General features: G+C 76.9%; 15 protein-coding genes. 2 read left to right on the forward strand and 13 right to left on the reverse strand.

From position 1 onward, the window contains the following. Positions 1 to 391: 391 nt before the first annotated feature. On the reverse strand, positions 392 to 1,393 hold the full coding sequence (locus tag D7294_RS17315; protein ID WP_120680918.1) for a threonine ammonia-lyase: 1,002 nt from the start codon (positions 1,391 to 1,393) through the stop codon (positions 392 to 394). A gap of 82 nt (positions 1,394 to 1,475) precedes the next feature. Between D7294_RS17315 and D7294_RS17320 the strand changes: the two genes are divergently transcribed. Together D7294_RS17320 and D7294_RS17330 are read left to right on the forward strand one after the other, a co-directional pair. Continuing rightward, positions 1,476 to 2,402 (forward strand): LysR family transcriptional regulator, encoded by a 927-nt coding sequence (locus D7294_RS17320; protein WP_120680679.1) that lies wholly within the window; start codon positions 1,476 to 1,478, stop codon positions 2,400 to 2,402. 655 nt (positions 2,403 to 3,057) lie between these two features. Next, a complete protein-coding gene (locus D7294_RS17330) occupies positions 3,058 to 4,203 on the forward strand; it encodes a hypothetical protein (RefSeq protein ID WP_120680683.1) in 1,146 nt (381 codons plus the stop codon). 55 nt (positions 4,204 to 4,258) lie between these two features. Here the strand turns inward: D7294_RS17330 and D7294_RS17335 are convergent, their stop codons facing one another. From D7294_RS17335 to D7294_RS17390, 12 genes are all read right to left on the reverse strand, one after another. Then, positions 4,259 to 5,806: a carotenoid oxygenase family protein gene (locus D7294_RS17335; protein WP_120680685.1), complete on the reverse strand. Its 1,548-nt coding sequence runs from the start codon at positions 5,804 to 5,806 to the stop codon at positions 4,259 to 4,261. Positions 5,807 to 6,073: 267 nt separating this feature from the next. Beyond that, positions 6,074 to 6,868, reverse strand: coding sequence for an SGNH/GDSL hydrolase family protein (locus tag D7294_RS17340; protein WP_422070712.1), 795 nt, complete (start codon positions 6,866 to 6,868; stop codon positions 6,074 to 6,076). A gap of 179 nt (positions 6,869 to 7,047) precedes the next feature. Continuing rightward, complete coding sequence (locus tag D7294_RS17345; RefSeq protein ID WP_120680689.1) at positions 7,048 to 7,779, reverse strand: sulfite exporter TauE/SafE family protein; 732 nt, start codon at positions 7,777 to 7,779, stop codon at positions 7,048 to 7,050. A 249-nt stretch (positions 7,780 to 8,028) separates the two neighbouring features. After that, on the reverse strand, positions 8,029 to 9,003 hold the full coding sequence (locus D7294_RS17350; RefSeq protein WP_120680691.1) for an AraC family transcriptional regulator: 975 nt from the start codon (positions 9,001 to 9,003) through the stop codon (positions 8,029 to 8,031). A 67-nt stretch (positions 9,004 to 9,070) separates the two neighbouring features. Beyond that, the gene (locus D7294_RS17355; protein WP_120680692.1) at positions 9,071 to 10,018 is read right to left on the reverse strand and encodes a phytanoyl-CoA dioxygenase family protein; all 948 of its coding nucleotides are present in this window, start codon (positions 10,016 to 10,018) and stop codon (positions 9,071 to 9,073) included. Between the two features lie 170 nt (positions 10,019 to 10,188). Further along, the gene (locus tag D7294_RS17360; RefSeq protein WP_241562433.1) at positions 10,189 to 12,048 is read right to left on the reverse strand and encodes a complex I subunit 5 family protein; all 1,860 of its coding nucleotides are present in this window, start codon (positions 12,046 to 12,048) and stop codon (positions 10,189 to 10,191) included. Positions 12,049 to 12,056: 8 nt separating this feature from the next. Continuing rightward, positions 12,057 to 12,401 (reverse strand): sodium:proton antiporter, encoded by a 345-nt coding sequence (locus tag D7294_RS17365; protein WP_120680694.1) that lies wholly within the window; start codon positions 12,399 to 12,401, stop codon positions 12,057 to 12,059. Continuing rightward, positions 12,398 to 13,156: an MnhB domain-containing protein gene (locus D7294_RS17370; RefSeq protein ID WP_120680696.1), complete on the reverse strand. Its 759-nt coding sequence runs from the start codon at positions 13,154 to 13,156 to the stop codon at positions 12,398 to 12,400. The genes D7294_RS17365 and D7294_RS17370 overlap by 4 nt, the downstream gene beginning before the upstream one ends. Next, entirely contained in the window at positions 13,153 to 13,524 is a 372-nt protein-coding gene (locus tag D7294_RS17375) for a hydrogenase subunit MbhD domain-containing protein (protein WP_241562434.1), read from the reverse strand. The genes D7294_RS17370 and D7294_RS17375 overlap by 4 nt, the downstream gene beginning before the upstream one ends. Continuing rightward, the gene (locus tag D7294_RS17380) at positions 13,521 to 13,826 is read right to left on the reverse strand and encodes a cation:proton antiporter (protein ID WP_120680700.1); all 306 of its coding nucleotides are present in this window, start codon (positions 13,824 to 13,826) and stop codon (positions 13,521 to 13,523) included. The genes D7294_RS17375 and D7294_RS17380 overlap by 4 nt, the downstream gene beginning before the upstream one ends. A gap of 192 nt (positions 13,827 to 14,018) precedes the next feature. Continuing rightward, entirely contained in the window at positions 14,019 to 14,294 is a 276-nt protein-coding gene (locus D7294_RS17385) for an MrpF/PhaF family protein (RefSeq protein WP_120680702.1), read from the reverse strand. Further along, positions 14,291 to 14,794, reverse strand: coding sequence for a Na+/H+ antiporter subunit E (locus D7294_RS17390; RefSeq protein ID WP_158674644.1), 504 nt, complete (start codon positions 14,792 to 14,794; stop codon positions 14,291 to 14,293). The genes D7294_RS17385 and D7294_RS17390 overlap by 4 nt, the downstream gene beginning before the upstream one ends. Positions 14,795 to 15,156 lie beyond the last annotated feature (362 nt).

Genomic DNA, 15,156 nt, shown 5'->3' on the forward strand with positions numbered 1-15,156 from the left:
GCGGCCGGACACCCCGGCCCCCCGCCGTGGACCCGCGGGGAACGAGGCGGCACGCGCTTCCCGTGGCGCCGTTCGCCCCTTCCGTCCCATGGCCTTCGGCCTCCGGGCACGGATGCGGCGGGCGCCGCCCCGGGAGCGGCTCGCGTGCCGGGCAGAGCCAGGAACCCGCCGGCCTCTGCCGCCGCCGAGCCACCTGTGAAAGCGCTTTCTAGCCGGGAGGATAGGGGGATGTCCGGGCAGTGACAAGAGAGCGCGGGCACCGGGAAAACGTGCCGGCGGCCGGGCGCGGGGCGGTCGCCCGCGGCGGCGAAGGCGCGCCGCGGCGTTTGGCCCGCCGGGTTCGGCGCGCCGGGAGGGCCCCGGCGCACGGAACCCGGCGGGCCGGCCGCGGTCAGCGCGCCGCGGCGACGCTCCCGCCCCCGGCCGCGGCGCCGCAGGCCCGGAGTTCGCGCTCACCGGCGTTGGCGCCCGTGCACACGACGGCCACCTTGCGGCCCGGCAGCCGGTCGCCGTGGACGAGCAGGGCGGCCAGGGCGGTCGCTCCCGCCCCCTCGGCCAGGGTGTGGGCGTCCCGCATCAGCAGCCACTGGGCCCGGGCGATCTCCTCGTCCTCGACCAGGAGGAAGTCGGCGAGGCGGCCGCGGAGCAGCTGCTGGGTGAGGGCGAAGCCGCGGCCGGTGGCCAGGCCCTCCACCCGGGTCCGGTTGGGGCGGGCCAGCGGGCGGCCGGCGCGCCAGGAGTCGTGCGCCGCGGGCGAGGCGGCGGACTGCACGGCAACGATCCGGCAGTGCGGGGCGACCGCGGCGGCGGCCAGGCAGGCTGCCGCGGCGCCGCTGCCGCCGCCGACGGGCACGAGGACCGTGTCCACGTCGGGCGCCTGCTCGAAGATCTCCAGGTAGACCCCGGCCACCCCCGCGATCAGCTCCGGCTCGTCCGCCGCGCTGACCAGCCGCATGCCGCGCTCGCCGGCCACGCGCCCGGCGTGCTCCGCGGCCTCGTCCAGGTCGGCGCCCGCCTCGATCAGTTCGGCGCCCAGCGCCCGCACCGCGGCGGCCTTCACCGGGTTGGGCTCCGCGGGCATGACGATCACGCAGGGGGCGCCGAAGTGCGCGGCGGCGTAGGCCAGGGACTGCGCGTGATTCCCGGTCGAGTAGCCGACGACGCCCCGGGCGCGCTCGGCCGGCTCCATGCCGCCCAGCAGCGTGAGGCCGCCGCGCACCTTGAAGGCGCCGGTCGGCTGGACGTTCTCGTGCTTGACCAGGACCGTCCTGCCCCCGCCCACGGCGGCGTCGAGCGCCGGGTAGCTCCACATGGGGGTGGGCGGCAGGTGGGCGGCCAGCAGGCGGCGGGCGCGCAGCGCCTCGGTGATGGTGGGGACCGTCCAGGCTCGCATGTCCCGCACCATGGCACGGCCGGCACCGATAGATCCAATGCCTGATTTCTAGGGAAGCATCGATGAGACCTATGATTCGCGGATGCTCGATCTGACCCGGCTCAGGGTGCTCGTCGCCGTGGCCCGCGAGGGCTCGGTCACCGCGGCGGCCGAGGCGCTGCACTATGCGCAGCCCTCGGTCAGCCACCACCTCGCCAGGCTGGAGGCCGAGGTGGGCGTGCCGCTGGTGCGGCGGGCGGGGCGCGGGATCATGCTGACCGAGGCCGGGCGGCTGCTGGTGACGCGGGCCGAGGAGATCCTCGGGCAGGTGGCCTCGGCGCAGGCCGAGGTGGCGGCGCACGCCGGGTTGCGCACCGGGCGCCTGCGCCTGGCCGCGTTCCCCTCCGCGCTGGCCACGCTGGTGCCGGCGGCCGCGGCCTGCCTGGCGGACCGCCATCCCGGGGTGGTGCTCGAACTGACCGAGGCGGAGCCGCCGGAGGCGCTGACCGCGCTGCGCAATGCGGAGGTGGACGCCGCGCTGATATTCGAGCACGGCCCGCCGGTGCCCGCGGACCGCCGCAACACGACGGTGACGCCGCTGCTGGAGGAGCCGCTGTACCTGGTGACCCCGGCCGGGCAGGCCGGGGCGGGAGGGGCGGGAGAGGAGGCGGGGGCGCGCGCCGAGTTGGCCGGCTACGCCGAGGAGAGCTGGATCGCGGGCTGTGCGCGGTGCCGCGCCCACCTGGTGTCGGTGTGCGAGCGGGCCGGGTTCGCGCCGCGGATCACCTTCGAGACGGACGACTACGTGGCGGTGCAGGCGCTGGTGGCCGCCGGGCTCGGGGTGAGCGTGCTGCCCGGGCTGGCGTTCGCGGCGCACCGGCACCCCGGCGTGCGGGCCGCCCGGCTGCCGGGCGTACGGCGCCGGGTGTCGGTCGCGATCTACGGGGCGCCGCCGGCCGCGCGCCCGGTGGAGGCGTTCATCGCCGCGCTGACCGCGGAGACGGCGAACCGGTTCGCCGACTGGGCGTAGCGGACTCCGGCGCGGCACCGGCGCGCGCAGGCCGGACGCCGCGCCCTCGCCCCCACCCGCGCCGGGCGCGCGCCCGGCGTGGCGCTCGCTCCGCGCGCCCGGCGGGCGGCCGGGTCGCGGCCGACCGCGGGCACCAGCCTCGCGCCGAGCGCGGCGAGCGGGGCGAGGGCGGGCAGGAAGCGGGTGCACGGCCGCAGCATGTGGGCCAGGAAGAACCCGCGCTGGTGTCGCGCACCTGGGGCATCGGCGCGGCGGGCCGCCCGTCGTGGAGGGCGTCCGGCCGCCGCAGGGCGGGCGCGGCCCCCGCGCGCCGGTGGGTGAGCAGGACGCGGTCCACCAGGTCGTAGTGCGCGCGGGCCTGGGGCAGCAGCCCGAGCAGCGGCGGCTCGTGCGCGACGAGGCCGCGGACGGCCTCGGGGTGGGCGACGGCAGGCCGGCGCCCGACCAGCCCGCCGGCGCAGCTGCCGAACACCAGGCGCGCGCGGCGCCGAGGTGGCGCGGCAGGCGCGGACATCGCTCACCCCCGGCACGCCGCACCGCCGACGGTGACGGCACTCAACTCGGCGTAGTCACGAGCGCCTTGGCCCTGCCAGGGCGCCCGGGGGAGGCGCGGGCGGCATCGTGCCCTGGGGGCGGGCGCCTCGTTGAGGAGCGTGTGACGACCCACCAGGACGCCGCGGGCGCCTCGCAAGCGGGGCCGCGCCTGCTGGTGAATGCGGAGCCCTTCGGCTTCGGGCCGGCCGCGGCGGCCTCCGCCCTCGCCGCGGAACTCGCCCCGGACTGCGCCCGGCTCGACTACGTGGGCGGCGGGCACACGCTCGACCTGCAGCACAGGCCGCCCTACCACGCGGTCCACGACACCACGGGGCTGTCCGGGGAGGAAGTGCTGCGCCGGCTGCGGGCCGTGGCGCCGCGCTACGACCTGTTCGTGACCGCGATGGACTTCCGGATGGCGGAGCTGGCCGGGCGGGCCGGGCTCCCGGTGGCGCTCTACGACGCGCTGACCTGGTACTGGCCCCGGCTGCCCGCAGCCGCCCGCGCGGCGGAGCTGTACCTGGCGCAGGACTTCTTCGGGGTGCGCGAACGCCTGGCCGCCGACCCCGCGCTCGGGGAACGGGCCCTGGTGGTGCCGCCGCTTGCCCCGCCGCGCCGGCGCCGGCGGCCGGGCCGCCACGTGCTGGTCAACCTCGGCGGCCTGCAGAACCCGTACTGGGAGCCGGGCGACGCGCTCGCCTACGCCCGCCTGCTGCTCGGGGCCCTGCGCGCCGCGCCGGTGGCGCCCGGCCCCCTCGTGGTCACGACGAGCCGCCAGGTGGCGGCGGCCCTCGGCGAGCCGGGCGCCGGCCCGCTTCCGCGCGAGGAGGTGCTCGACCTGATGGGCACCGCCGCCTTCGCCTGCATGACGCCCGGCCTCGGCAACATCTACGACGCCGCGGCCACCGGCGTGCCCACCCTGTGGCTGCCGGCGGCGAACGCCAGCCATCCGGCGCAGGTGCGGCTGCTGGAACGCCACGGCTACTGCGACGCGCGGCTGGACTGGGCGGACGTGGGCCGCCCTGTGGACTACGGGGCGGCGGACCCGGAGGTCTCCCGCGCCCTGGCCCGGCTCCTGCGCGAGGCCGCGGGCCGGGCCGGGGGCGAGGCGGGGCTGCGGGCGGAACTGGCGGCGCGGATCGCGGAGTCGACGAGGGGCCTCGCGGCGAGCACGGGCAAGGCCCAGGGGCTGCTCGACCAGTTCGGCCACGGCGGGGCGCGCCGGGCGGCGCACGCCCTGCTGCGCCGCGCCCGCCGCCGGTCCTGAGCGCCGGGGCCGCCCGGCGCCGGGCGGCCCCGGCCGCCGGACGGCGCCCGCCTCCTCAGGCGTCGGGAACCCAGCTGCCGTGGAAGCCCAGCGGCACCCGGGCGGGCAGGTGGATGCGGGCCAGGGGCGCGGCGGTGAAGTCCTGTGCGGCCAGGATCACCAGGTCGGAGGCGTTGCGCTCGGGGTTGTGCACGTAGGCCATGGCGTACCCCTCGTCCTCCTCGGCGCGTGGGTCCCCGGGGCGTGCGGGCACGAACACCGCCTCGCTCGCGGCGGCGTGCCGCGGCAGCCGGTGCACCTGCGTGGTGCCGCGGAACAGGTCGTGCTTGATGAGGGCGTTGCCGAAGGCCCGGTCGGGCACCTCCTCCTCGGCGGCCAGGTAGGCGGCCGTCATCTCGGCGGCGGCGGCCGAGTAGCCGTACCGGTGCCGGCGGGAGACCAGGGACTCGTTGACGCGGGGGAACTCCTGGGGCCTGTCGTCGAGCCGCCTGATGTGCACCCGGCCGCGGGCCAGGTCGATGGTCCAGCGGTTCAGCGAGGGGGTCCCCACCGCCGAGGGGCCCCCGAAGCCGCGTCCGGCCGCGAAGAAGGGCGCGGGGAAGCTGATGAGGTCGACCACGACGCGGTCGCCCTCGTCGTAGGCGTTGAGGGTGTGCGAGTAGGAGACCGGATCCACCTCGAACCAGCGGATCGGCCCGCCCCGGCGCGGCAGCACGCCGACCCGCGGGGGGTGGCGATCGTTCCACACGTAGGGCACCGGCGCGCCCGCCTCGGCGGCGGACGGGTCGAAGGTGATGGGCAGGTCGAAGACGACGACGTGCCGTTCGGTGAGCGCGAAGTCGTGCATCATCGGGGCGTCCGCGACCGGAATCCTCGTGGTGCGGGCCACCCTGCCGCTGCGGTCCACCACCAGGTGCCGCACGTGGTCCCACGTCGGGTAGTAGGTCACGGCGTGCAACTCCCCCGCGTACGCGTCCAGCTTGGTGTGCGCCGTGAACGCGCCGCGGAGGGTGCCGCGGAAGTCGTGGACGCCGACGGTGCCGAGTTCCTCGTCGAGTTCGTAGGGCGCGGGGCCGCTCTCCTGGAGGGCGAGGACGCGGCCGTGGAAGGGGATGACGTGGGTGTTGCAGGGGAAGTCGTCGGGCGGCACGGGCCCCGGGTAGGGCTCGCCGAGGCCGGCGGCCACGGAGGCGGAGCGCACCCACCGGTTGCGGTACCACTCGGCGCGGCCTTCCCTGATCCGGACGCCGTGCACCATGCCCGCGCCGAGCATCCAGTGGTGGGCCCTGGGGTCCTCCAGGCCCAGGACGTTGGGGCCGTTGCGCAGGTAACGGCCGCTCAGCTCGCGGGGGATGCGCCCGCTGACCGGCAGGTCGAAGGCCGTCACCTCCTCGGTGGCCGGGGCGAAGGCGCCTTCGAGGAAGGGGTACCGGTGCCCGGCGCCCGCCGTTCCCGTCGCCGCCGCGCCCGCCGTTCCCGCCGTTCCCGCCGCGCCCGCCCCGGCCGTCGCCGCGCGGGCCGTGCCTCCCGCGCCGCAGGCGCCCGCGAGTGCCCCCGCCGCCGCGGCGGCGCGCAGCACGTTCCTCCGTGGGTAACCGCTCATCGCCGAACTCCCGTCTCTGCCGCGCTCCTTGCCCGGCGTCCACGATTCTGTGGCGGCGGCGGCCGGCGTTCAGGAGGCCCAGGTCCCACGGCGCGGTGTACCCAGCCCCCCACCGCCCGGTGTCCGCACCCCCGGGGGCGGACGTTCCGCGCCGGGCGCGCGCCGGGGCGTTCGGGCCCGCGCACGGCAGCGGGCCCGGGCCGGCGTGCGGCCCGGGCCCGCCGGGAGCGGCGGAGCCGGAGGGCTCCCCGGGGAGGTGGGGCGGCGTCAGTCCCTGGCGTTCAGGGCGACCAGGTAGCCGCCGGAGTGACCGCGCGCGGTGGGGTGGTAGGACTCCCAGACCGGGAGGGCCAGGTCGTGCAGCCAGTCGTCGCCCGAGCACAGCTCGTGGCCGGAGAAGGCGGCGGCCACGTCCCCGTAGGCGAAGCCGTGGGCGGCGGCCCGGGCGGAGATCACGGAGTTGAGCAGGTCGGCCGCGTCGTTGATGGCCTCGCGCTTGGTCTCGCCGATGCCCAGGCACCACCAGGAGGGCTCGATGTACATGTGGGGGTAGCCGAGGACGACGACGTGCGCGTTGGGCGCCCGCGAGCTGATGGCGTTGTAGACCGAGTCGAGCCGGGCGGGAAGCGTGTTGCTGATGAACGTCCTCGCCGTGGCGACGCGGTTGAGGCAGGTGCTGTCGGAGCCGGCGACGCAGGTGGTCATGACGTCGGCGAAACCGGCGTCGTTGCCGCCGATGGTGATGGTGACGAGGCCGGTGGACGAGTTGAGGCCGCCCAGCTGCGAGCCGGTGACGTCGCTGGTGACGGCGCCCGAGCAGGCCGCGAAGGTGAACGAGGACGGGCTGTGGGCCGCCGCGTACAGCGCCGGGTAGGCGCTGTTGCTGCGGTGGCAGTCGCCGCTTGAGTCGATGTAGTTTCCGGCACCGTTGCCGGAGGAGTAGGAGTCGCCGAGTGCCACGTAGGCGGGTCCGGCGGCCTGGGCCTGACCGGCGTTCAGCAGGGCGAGCATGAAGGCGGCGATCAGCAGGGATACCGCCGACATGGATCTGGTCAGTCTCACGGAACCTCCATCCGCAGGGTCACTGCGGCACTCGTTGTATCAAGCAACGCGCGTTGATGGAAGTGTTCATGCCAACGACGAGGGGGCGCCCTGGTGAACTTCGGGGGCGCGTCAACCGCCGTCCCTGGCAAGGAGGCCGGCGGCCGGGGCGGCCCCGGCGGCGCGGCCGGCCGCCGATGTCACAGGCCCCACAGCCCCTTGCCCAGGGTGCTGAGCCCGCCGCCGAGCGCCAGCAGCAGCACCATCAGCCGCACCCCCCGCTCCGGCACCCGCTCCCCGAGCGCCCTCCCGATCACGGCCCCCGCCGCGATCCCGCCCGCCACCAGCAGCCACAGCGGCCAGGTCAGCCGCGGCAGGCCCTTGGCCGCGACGGAGAAGGCGTTCACCACGACCCCGCAGAACTGGGCGTTCGGCACGAAGACCCGGGCCGTCCAGCCGGCGTTGACCGCGTACAGGGAGATCACCGGACCGCCCACCCCGGCCGAGGAGTTCATGAAGCCGACCGCGGCGCCGGCCGCCAGCGCCCCGGTGCGGCCGCGCAGGGCGGGCACCCGGGCGCCGGCCATCACCAGCAGCACCGCCGCGCTCACCAGCACCCCGGTCCCGGTCAGCAGCGCGGGCTCGGACAGGCGGGTGGCCACCCAGGCCCCGGCCGGCACGGTGCAGGCGGCCGCGGCGACCAGCGGCACCATCGCCGCCGGGCGCACCCGCCGCCAGCTGCCGGCGAGCCCGGCGGCGCTGATGGCGCAGGAGGCGCAGTTGGCCAGCAGCACGCCCTCGGCCGGGCCGAGGAACAGCACCAGGGCGGGCACCGCGACGAGCGCGAAGCCGATCCCCGCCAGCCGCTGCACGGAGGCGCCGAACAGGACGATGCCGGTGAGGAGGAGGCCGGCGGCCCAACCGCTCGTCACAGAAGGCTCCTTGCGGGGTCGTGCTCCGGCTGGATCCCGGCACACCCTGCCCCGTCGGCGCACGCCGGGCAACGCATTTCCCCGCCGGGCCCCGCGGCCCCCGGCCCGCCCCGGGGCGGCCCAGTGCCCGCTCCCCCGGCCCGCCCGGGAGCCCGGCCCGCCCCGGAGCCAGGCCCGTTGGCTTGCGGCCCCGGCCCGCTGGCTCCCGGCCCCGGCGCGTTCGCTCCCGGCCGAACGCGGCGCGGCCCGCTACGGCGCGGCGGGTTTTCCGCGTTCCCCGCCCAGGGCGCCCGCGGGCGGCAAGAGCGCCTCCAGCGCGCCGAGTCCGGCCGCGGCGAGGGGCGAGGGCGCCGCCGACTCGGGGGGCGTGGCGCGGAACGCGCTGGGCGCGACGCCGTACACGGCGCGGAACCGGCGCGAGAAGTGGTAGGCGTCGGCGAAGCCGCACTGCAGCGCGACGGCCCGCAGCGGGAGGTTGCTCAGCCACAGCAGGGGCTCGGCCCTGGCCAGCCGCAGCCGCTCCAGCGCGGCCACCGGGCCCAGGCCGAACCGCGCCCTGAAGGTGCGGCACAGGGTGCTGACCGAGACACCCGCCGCGGCGGCCAGCCTGCCGAGCGGCACCGGACGCGCCACCCCGTCCGCCCAGCAGGCCCCGACCTCGGCCATCATCGCGAGGACCGGCTCCGGCAGCGCCGCGGCCGGGGGGTCCGCGGGCAGCGGCCCGGCGACGAAGGTCAGCAGGAGCAGCCGCAGGGTGTGGGCCGCGTGCCGCTCCCAGGAGGGCGGGCGGGCGCCGCCGAGGTGCAGCAGGTAGCGGCACAGCGCGGCCATCGGCTCCTCGCGGCGGGCCAGTTCTTTGACCACGGGCCAGCCCGCGGCCTCCTCCCGGCCCGGGGCCGCGGGGCCGGTGAGCCGGAAGTGGACGTAGGCGTGCCGGGTCGGGCGCGCCGGGTCGAAGCGGAGGGCGTCCCGCATGCCGGGGCGCACCAGCAGCAGCGCGCCCGGGCGCAGCGGCACGCGGAGCGCGCCACAGGTCCAGGTCGCGCTGCCGCGCAGCAGCCAGACGAACTCGTGGGAGCGGGCGGTGCGCGGGCCGAACGACGAGCCGGGCGGGTAGTCGGCGACCGCGGGGCCGAGCCGGGGCACGAGTTCCAGGCCCCACTCGCCGGCCGAGTCCACCGCCTCGCCCGGTCCCGGCCCGGGCCGCTTTCGCCGCTCGTTCATCCGGCGCCGCCCCGGTGGCCCCGCCCGGCCACCCGCGCCTTCCCCGGCCGGCCCGGCCGCCCCGCCCTCACCGGTCGCAGCCTCCGTCGCGGTCGGGGCGCACCCGGGGGCGGCGGATGTCGGCGTACCCCTTGTACCGGTAGGGGTCCTCGCCGGCGACCATGACGACGTCGCGGAAGTCGGCCTGCGCCATCGCCTCCCCGGGCGCCGGGGGCGCCCAGGGCAGCAGCGACTCGGCGCTCATGTAGTGGTTGACCAGGGCGCGCCGGTAGCCGTGCCGGCCGGTGTTGGGCAGCGACTTGTGCAGCAGGTAGCCGTTGAAGAGGAGCACGGAGCCTGCGCGCATCTCCACGGGCACCGCGTCCGACTCCCGGTAGGGGAAGCCGTAGGACTGCACGGTGCAGTCGTACCGCGCGTCGTCGTGCTCGCGGTTCGGGTAGATCACGCCGCGGCGGTGCGAGCCGGGCAGCACCCACAGGCAGCCGTTCTCGACGGTGGCGTCGTCGAGGGCGATCCAGGCGGCCGTCAGCGAGCGGTCGCGGCTGGGGATGAACATCTCGTCCTGGTGCCAGGCCTGGCCCGGCCTGCCCTCGGCCTTGATGAAGAGCATGGACTGCATGGCCTTCACGTTCGGCCCGATGACGGCGGTGAGCGCCGCGGTCACCGCGGGATGGCGCATCGTGTCACGCATCAGCGCCGAGAGTTTGTGCGGGTAGTGCACGCACAGGAACCGGCGGATCACCTCCTCGTCGCTCCCCTCGAAGGCGCCGGGCGCCGCGCCCTCCACGGCGCCCCGTTCGCCGCGGCAGATGCGCACGGCCTCGGCGAGCAGGCCGCTCACCTCGGCGGGGCTCAGCGCCCCCTCCAGCACGGCGAAGCCGTTCTCCGCGTACGCGGCGGCGAGGCCGGTGTGCGCGGTGGCCGGTGCGGCGTGGGCGGTCCCGGTGGCCGCCGTGGCCGCCGTGGCCGCCGTGGCCGCTGTGGTCGCTGTCGTCTCGGTTGCCGCGGTGCTCATGTGTGTTCCCCAATCCCAGGCGCGGGCTCCTCACGGACTGGGCCCGATCCTCGCCCGCGCCCGGCCCGCCCGGCCATGGCCCGCCGGGGCGCGAGGATGGCGAATTCTGCCAGAGTCCGCCGCCGGAGCGGCGGGCGGGCCGGGTCCCGCGCCGGGTCCTGCGGCCGCGCTCAGGACTGGGCCGCGAAGGCCAGGAGCAGCACGGCCATCCCCAGGGTCAGCCACACCACGTAGTCGCCGAGGAGGCCGGAGTGCAGGCGGCGCAGCGGCACGATCAGCGCGCGTTCCAGGTGGGCGAGGCAGGAGCGCAGCCACCGGAAGAGGCGCCAGGACCGGCGCGGCCCCCACACCGCCGCGCTCGCCAGCAGCACGGCGAGCCCCGCGGAGAGCAGCCCGAGCAGGACCCCGCTCACCGTCCACCCCACCTCGGGCAGCGGCCCCGGCAGGGTGGCGCGCGGCTCGCCGAAGACGGTGGCGCGGTAGCCCGCGTGGTCGGTGAAGGCCACCGCGGGGGCCGCCAGCGCATGCGCGATCTGCGGCACCACGCCCACCGCGAGGCAGCAGCCGAGCAGCAGCGCGGGCACCGCCGTCATGGTGCGCGGCACCGGCCGCTGCGGGTCGCGCACCTCGGGCGCCTCCGCCTCCCCGCCGGTCTCCACGTCCGAGTGGCTCAGCCGCGGCGGCGGCCCGGCCCCGGCGAAGACCCGCAGGCCCGCCCTGAGGACCGCGCCCCCGGTGAGCACCGACACCAGGGGGTAGGCCACGAGCAGCCACCCGGCCTCCTTGCCCGCCGCGTGCTCGGTGAGCGCCTCCCCGAGGCCGGTGCCGAAGGGCGGCAGCCCGGCCAGCACCAGCCCGCCCGCGAGGAACAGCACGCCCGCCGCCCGCAGATCGCGGCCGTGGCCGTGCAGGCCGTGCTCGTCGACCGAACCGTGCCGGTCGAGCAGCACGCCGATCAGCCCGAACAGCGCCGCCTTGGCCCCGGCGTGCCCGGCCACGTAGAGGCCGGTGCCCGCGGCGCCCTCCGGGGTGAGCAGGGCGAGGCCCAGCAGGAAGAGCCCGGTGTGCCCGATGGTGGAGAAGGCGAGCATCCGCTTCAGGTGCCGCTGCTGCCAGCACATGACGGAGCCGACGACGGCGGTGAGCAGCCCCGCGGCCGTCATGGTGTGCTCGAACGCCGCGGGTGACACGCCGCCGGGCACGTCGAAGACCACCCCGTAGACCCGGGCCGCGCCGTAGACGCCGAGCTCCACCATCACGCCGGAGAGCAGCATGCACACCGGGGTGGGGGCGACGGCGTGCGCGTCGGGCAGCCAGAAGTGGAAGGGCACGGTGGCGCCCTTGACCAGCAGGGCGGTCATCACCAGCACGAACGCGGTGACCAGCAGGGCGTCGGGGTGGTGCCCGGCCAGGCGGCGCCCGATCTGGGCCATGCCGAGCTCGCCGGTGCGGGCGTAGAGCATGGCGATGCCGAGCAACGCCCCGTACGCCGCGAGCGAGTTGACCACCCCGAAGGTGAGGGCCCCGTGCAGCGGCCTCGGGTCCTCGATGCGGTAGCCGGTCAGCGCGTAGGCCACGACGCCCATCAGCTCGAAGAACACGAAGGCGTTGAACAGGTCGCCGGTCAGCGCGAAGCCGCACATGCCCGCCTCGAACAGCATCAGCAGGGCCGGGAAGGCCGCGCCGTGGCCGCGCGGCGGCTCGTCGAAGTACCGCCAGGAGTAGGCCAGGGTGGCCAGCAGCAGGATCGCGACCAGCAGGGCGAGGCCGATGCCGAGCCGGTCGCCGACCAGCACGATCCCCACGCCGCGCCCGTGCCGAGGGCGCCAGCCGCCGACCCAGGAGGCCAGCTGGCCCTCGCCGGCCCTGGCCCACAGGACGGCGAGGTCGGCGACGACCGCCGCCGCGAAGGCCAGGGCCACCAGGTCGTTCGCGGTGCGCGGCAGCAGGCGCCCGGCGACGATCAGCACCACGGACCCGAGCAGCGGGATCGCGACGGCCAGCGGCAGCAGGTCCACCGTCTGCGGCACGGCGTCCTTCAGCCCTTGAGGCCGGTCAGCGCCTCCGGGTCGACCGTGCCCGAGCGCTTGCGGATCTGGATGACGAGGCTGAGCAGCAGCGCGGTGAGGGTGGCGCCGACCACGACGTCGGTCAGGGCGAGGGCCTGCACGACGGGGTCGACCACGGGCGAGCCGGTCGGCAGGTCGGAGAAGACGGGGGCGGTGGCACCGCTGCGGTAGCCGACGGCGAGCAGCAGCACGTAGGTCGAGGACTGGGCCACGCTCAGGCAGCCCACGGCGTGCACCAGGTTGTGGCTGGTCACCATGCCGTAGACGCCGGCCAGGAAGATCCAGCCGGCGGCGAGGAAGGGCAGGACGGTCATGACACCTCCGGCTTCCTTGGCCGGTCGGCCGGCGAGGCGGTCTCCACGGCCTGGTCGAGGAACTGCGCGACCAGGACGATGACGCCGGAGCCGACCTCGAGGCCGACGGCCGCGTTGATCAGGGGCACGAGGCCGCCCGAGGACAGCCGGCCGAACGTGCCGAGCGGCAGGAAGTTCTCCAGGTAGGCGGCGCCGGTGAGCAGCCCGGCGAGGCCGAGCGCGGTGAACGCCCCGGCGCCCACCGCGTCCAGCGTGCCGAGCAGCCACAGCGGCCTGATCCGGCACAGCACCCGGTAGTCGGCGGCGACGTACGCCAGGTGCAGGCCGACGGCGAGGATCACGCCGCCCTGGAAGCCACCGCCCGGGCTGAGCTGGCCGTGCGCCACGATGTAGACGCCCACCAGCAGGGTGATCGGCAGCAGGACGAGGCCGAGCAGCCGGGTGGGCGGGAGCACCCGCCCCGGCCGTGGTTCCTCGCGGCGCTCGTCGCGGGCCCGGCGCAGCAGCACGACGGCGCCGAGGACGGCGGCGAAGAGGATCGACTCCTCGCCGAGGGTGTCGAAGGCCCGCTGGTCGAAGTTGATCGAGGAGACGACGTTGGCGGTGCGCTGGTCGACTCCCGTGTCGACCGCGCGGGAGCCGTAGGGGTGGCGGGCGGTGCCGAAGCCGGGCAGGCCGAGGCAGGCCCAGAAGAAGGCGACGGCCACCACGGCCGCGGAGAGCAGGAACAGCCGGCGCCGCACGGTCTTGCTCACGGGCTCTTCCCCTCTCCCCCGCCCGGCTGTCCCCCGCCGCCGCCCCCGCCGCCCTCGCTGCCGGTGTCCGCCCCGCCGTTCCCGGCGCCGGTCTTTCCACCGGTCTCGCCGTGCGGGGTGCGGCGGATCTTCCGCACCGTCAGCAGCACCAGCAGCGGGGTGATGGCGCCGCCGACCGCGAGCTGGGACAGGGCGACGTCCGGCGCCTGGAGGAAGAGGAACAGCAGCGAGAGGCACAGCCCGAGCGCGGAGAGCACCGCCGCCTGCCGCACCGGGTCGCGGGTGAGCGCGGCGGCGGTCGCGGTCAGCGTCACCAGGAGGAGGGAGACCACGATCAGGTAGTCGAGGGTGGCGGAGGGCGCGGTCACGACGGCGGCTCCTCGCCGGGCGCGCTCGCCCGCCAGGCGGTGCGCCCGATGGCCAGCGTGGTCACCGGGCCGCTGAGGGCGCCGAGCAGCCCGATGAACAGCAGCTTCAGCGCCTGCCTGCCGGGTCCGGTGTCCAGGGCCAGGGCCAGGCAGACCAGCGGGAGGGCGAGCGAGGTGGCGGGCGAGAGGGCGTGCACCCGCGCGTAGGGCCCCGGGAGCACCAGCAGGGCGAGGCCGGCCAGCAGCAGCACGGCCACCCCGCAGGCCAGCAGCACCAGGGCGAAGACGTGCCGGACCTCCATCGCCTGCCCCTCCTTCGTCTCGGTCCTTCGTGTGGTCCTTCGTTCCGGTCCGTTGTTCCGGTCCGTTGTTCCGGTCCTTCGTTGCGGTCCTTCGCTTCCCGTCCCGCCCCCGTTTCCGCCCGCCACTCCGGGCCCCCTCCGCCCCGCCGCCCCGGGCCCGCGCCGTACCGCGCGGCGACGCGGCCGGGCCCCTCAGCCCCGGGAGCCTTCCTCCCGCTCGCCCCCGGCCAGGCAGCGGGCGAAGACCAGCGTTCCGGCGGGCCCGATCAGCGCGAGGACGAGGGCCAGGTCCTGGTACGAGGTGCGGTGCAGGCCCTGGGCGGTGAGCATCAGCACCGCGACACAGAGGGTGCCGCCCAGCGTGATCCCGGCCAGGCGCTGGGCGGGCTCGCCGCGGCAGGCCCGCCAGGCGCAGGCCCCCAGGCCCGCGGGGAGCAGCAGGCAGACGGCGAGCAGCCAGGCGTTCACGGCGCGCGTTCCCCGCGCAGCGCCGCTTCCAGCGGCGAGACGGCGGTGGCCAGCACGTGCACGGTCAGCTCGCAGCCGCGCCCCTGCCCGTCCCCGGCGATGTCCAGGACGCAGCTGCCCGGGCTCGCCGAGAGCAGCGCCGCCGCCCAGCTCGGGCCCACGCCGGGCGCCAGCCGGACCCGCACCACCCGGCCCGCCGCGCGGCGCCCGCGCAGCGCCGCCAGCACCGCGAGGGCCAGCTGCCAGGTCTCCCGCAGCAGCGTGACCGGGAACGCGGCCACCGCGGCGCCCAGCCTTTCTGCGCCGCCCCAGGGCTGGCGCTCGGCCCGCCGCATGCCCTCCACCGCGCCGCCGGCCAGCAGCGCGCCGCCCGCACCCACCAGGAGTTCGAGGGCGGAGACCGGGCCGATCAGCACCCAGTACGCGAGGAAGAGCAGCCCGGCCCAGACGAGGACGAAGCCCGTCACGCGCGTGGCGCGGTTCGCGCGCCCCCGGCTCACGTCAGGCCCCGGCAGGATGCCCACGGCGTGCCCGCCGCGCCCCCCGTTGCTCCGGCCGCTTGCCGTGCCCGCTCTGTCGCCACCACTGCCTCCGAAACCTCTCCGGGTGCCTCCGGGAGCCAGGGGGCCGTCCGGCGGCTCCCTGCCTCGGGCCCCTGGCCGCGCACCCGGCATCTACGGATATGTACGCGGATGCCCGCCCGCCGTCCCGGAACCGGCCCGGTGGGCGGGCAACACGCCAGGCCGCACCACTCCGATGCAGGCACCGGCGCGGCGGCGGCGCGGGCGGCCGTTCCGCCCGGCCGCCCGCGGCGTGGGGCAGAGCGGGGTACCCGGCCGGCCCGGAATCACTCCCGCCTTCT

It is taken from the genome of Streptomyces hoynatensis, assembly GCF_003626535.1.
GTDB lineage: Bacteria > Actinomycetota > Actinomycetes > Streptomycetales > Streptomycetaceae > Streptomyces > Streptomyces hoynatensis.

What these genes read in the sequence shown, in the direction of transcription:
- D7294_RS17315 (WP_120680918.1), bottom strand. Translation starts at nt 1,393, where the DNA reads ATGCGAGCCTGGACGGTCCCCACCATCACCGAGGCGCTGCGCGCCCGC.
- D7294_RS17320 (WP_120680679.1), top strand. Translation starts at nt 1,476, where the DNA reads ATGCTCGATCTGACCCGGCTCAGGGTGCTCGTCGCCGTGGCCCGCGAG.
- D7294_RS17335 (WP_120680685.1), bottom strand. Translation starts at nt 5,806, where the DNA reads ATGAGCGGTTACCCACGGAGGAACGTGCTGCGCGCCGCCGCGGCGGCG.
- D7294_RS17350 (WP_120680691.1), bottom strand. Translation starts at nt 9,003, where the DNA reads ATGAACGAGCGGCGAAAGCGGCCCGGGCCGGGACCGGGCGAGGCGGTG.
- D7294_RS17355 (WP_120680692.1), bottom strand. Translation starts at nt 10,018, where the DNA reads ATGAGCACCGCGGCAACCGAGACGACAGCGACCACAGCGGCCACGGCG.
- D7294_RS17365 (WP_120680694.1), bottom strand. Translation starts at nt 12,401, where the DNA reads ATGACCGTCCTGCCCTTCCTCGCCGCCGGCTGGATCTTCCTGGCCGGC.
- D7294_RS17380 (WP_120680700.1), bottom strand. Translation starts at nt 13,826, where the DNA reads ATGGAGGTCCGGCACGTCTTCGCCCTGGTGCTGCTGGCCTGCGGGGTG.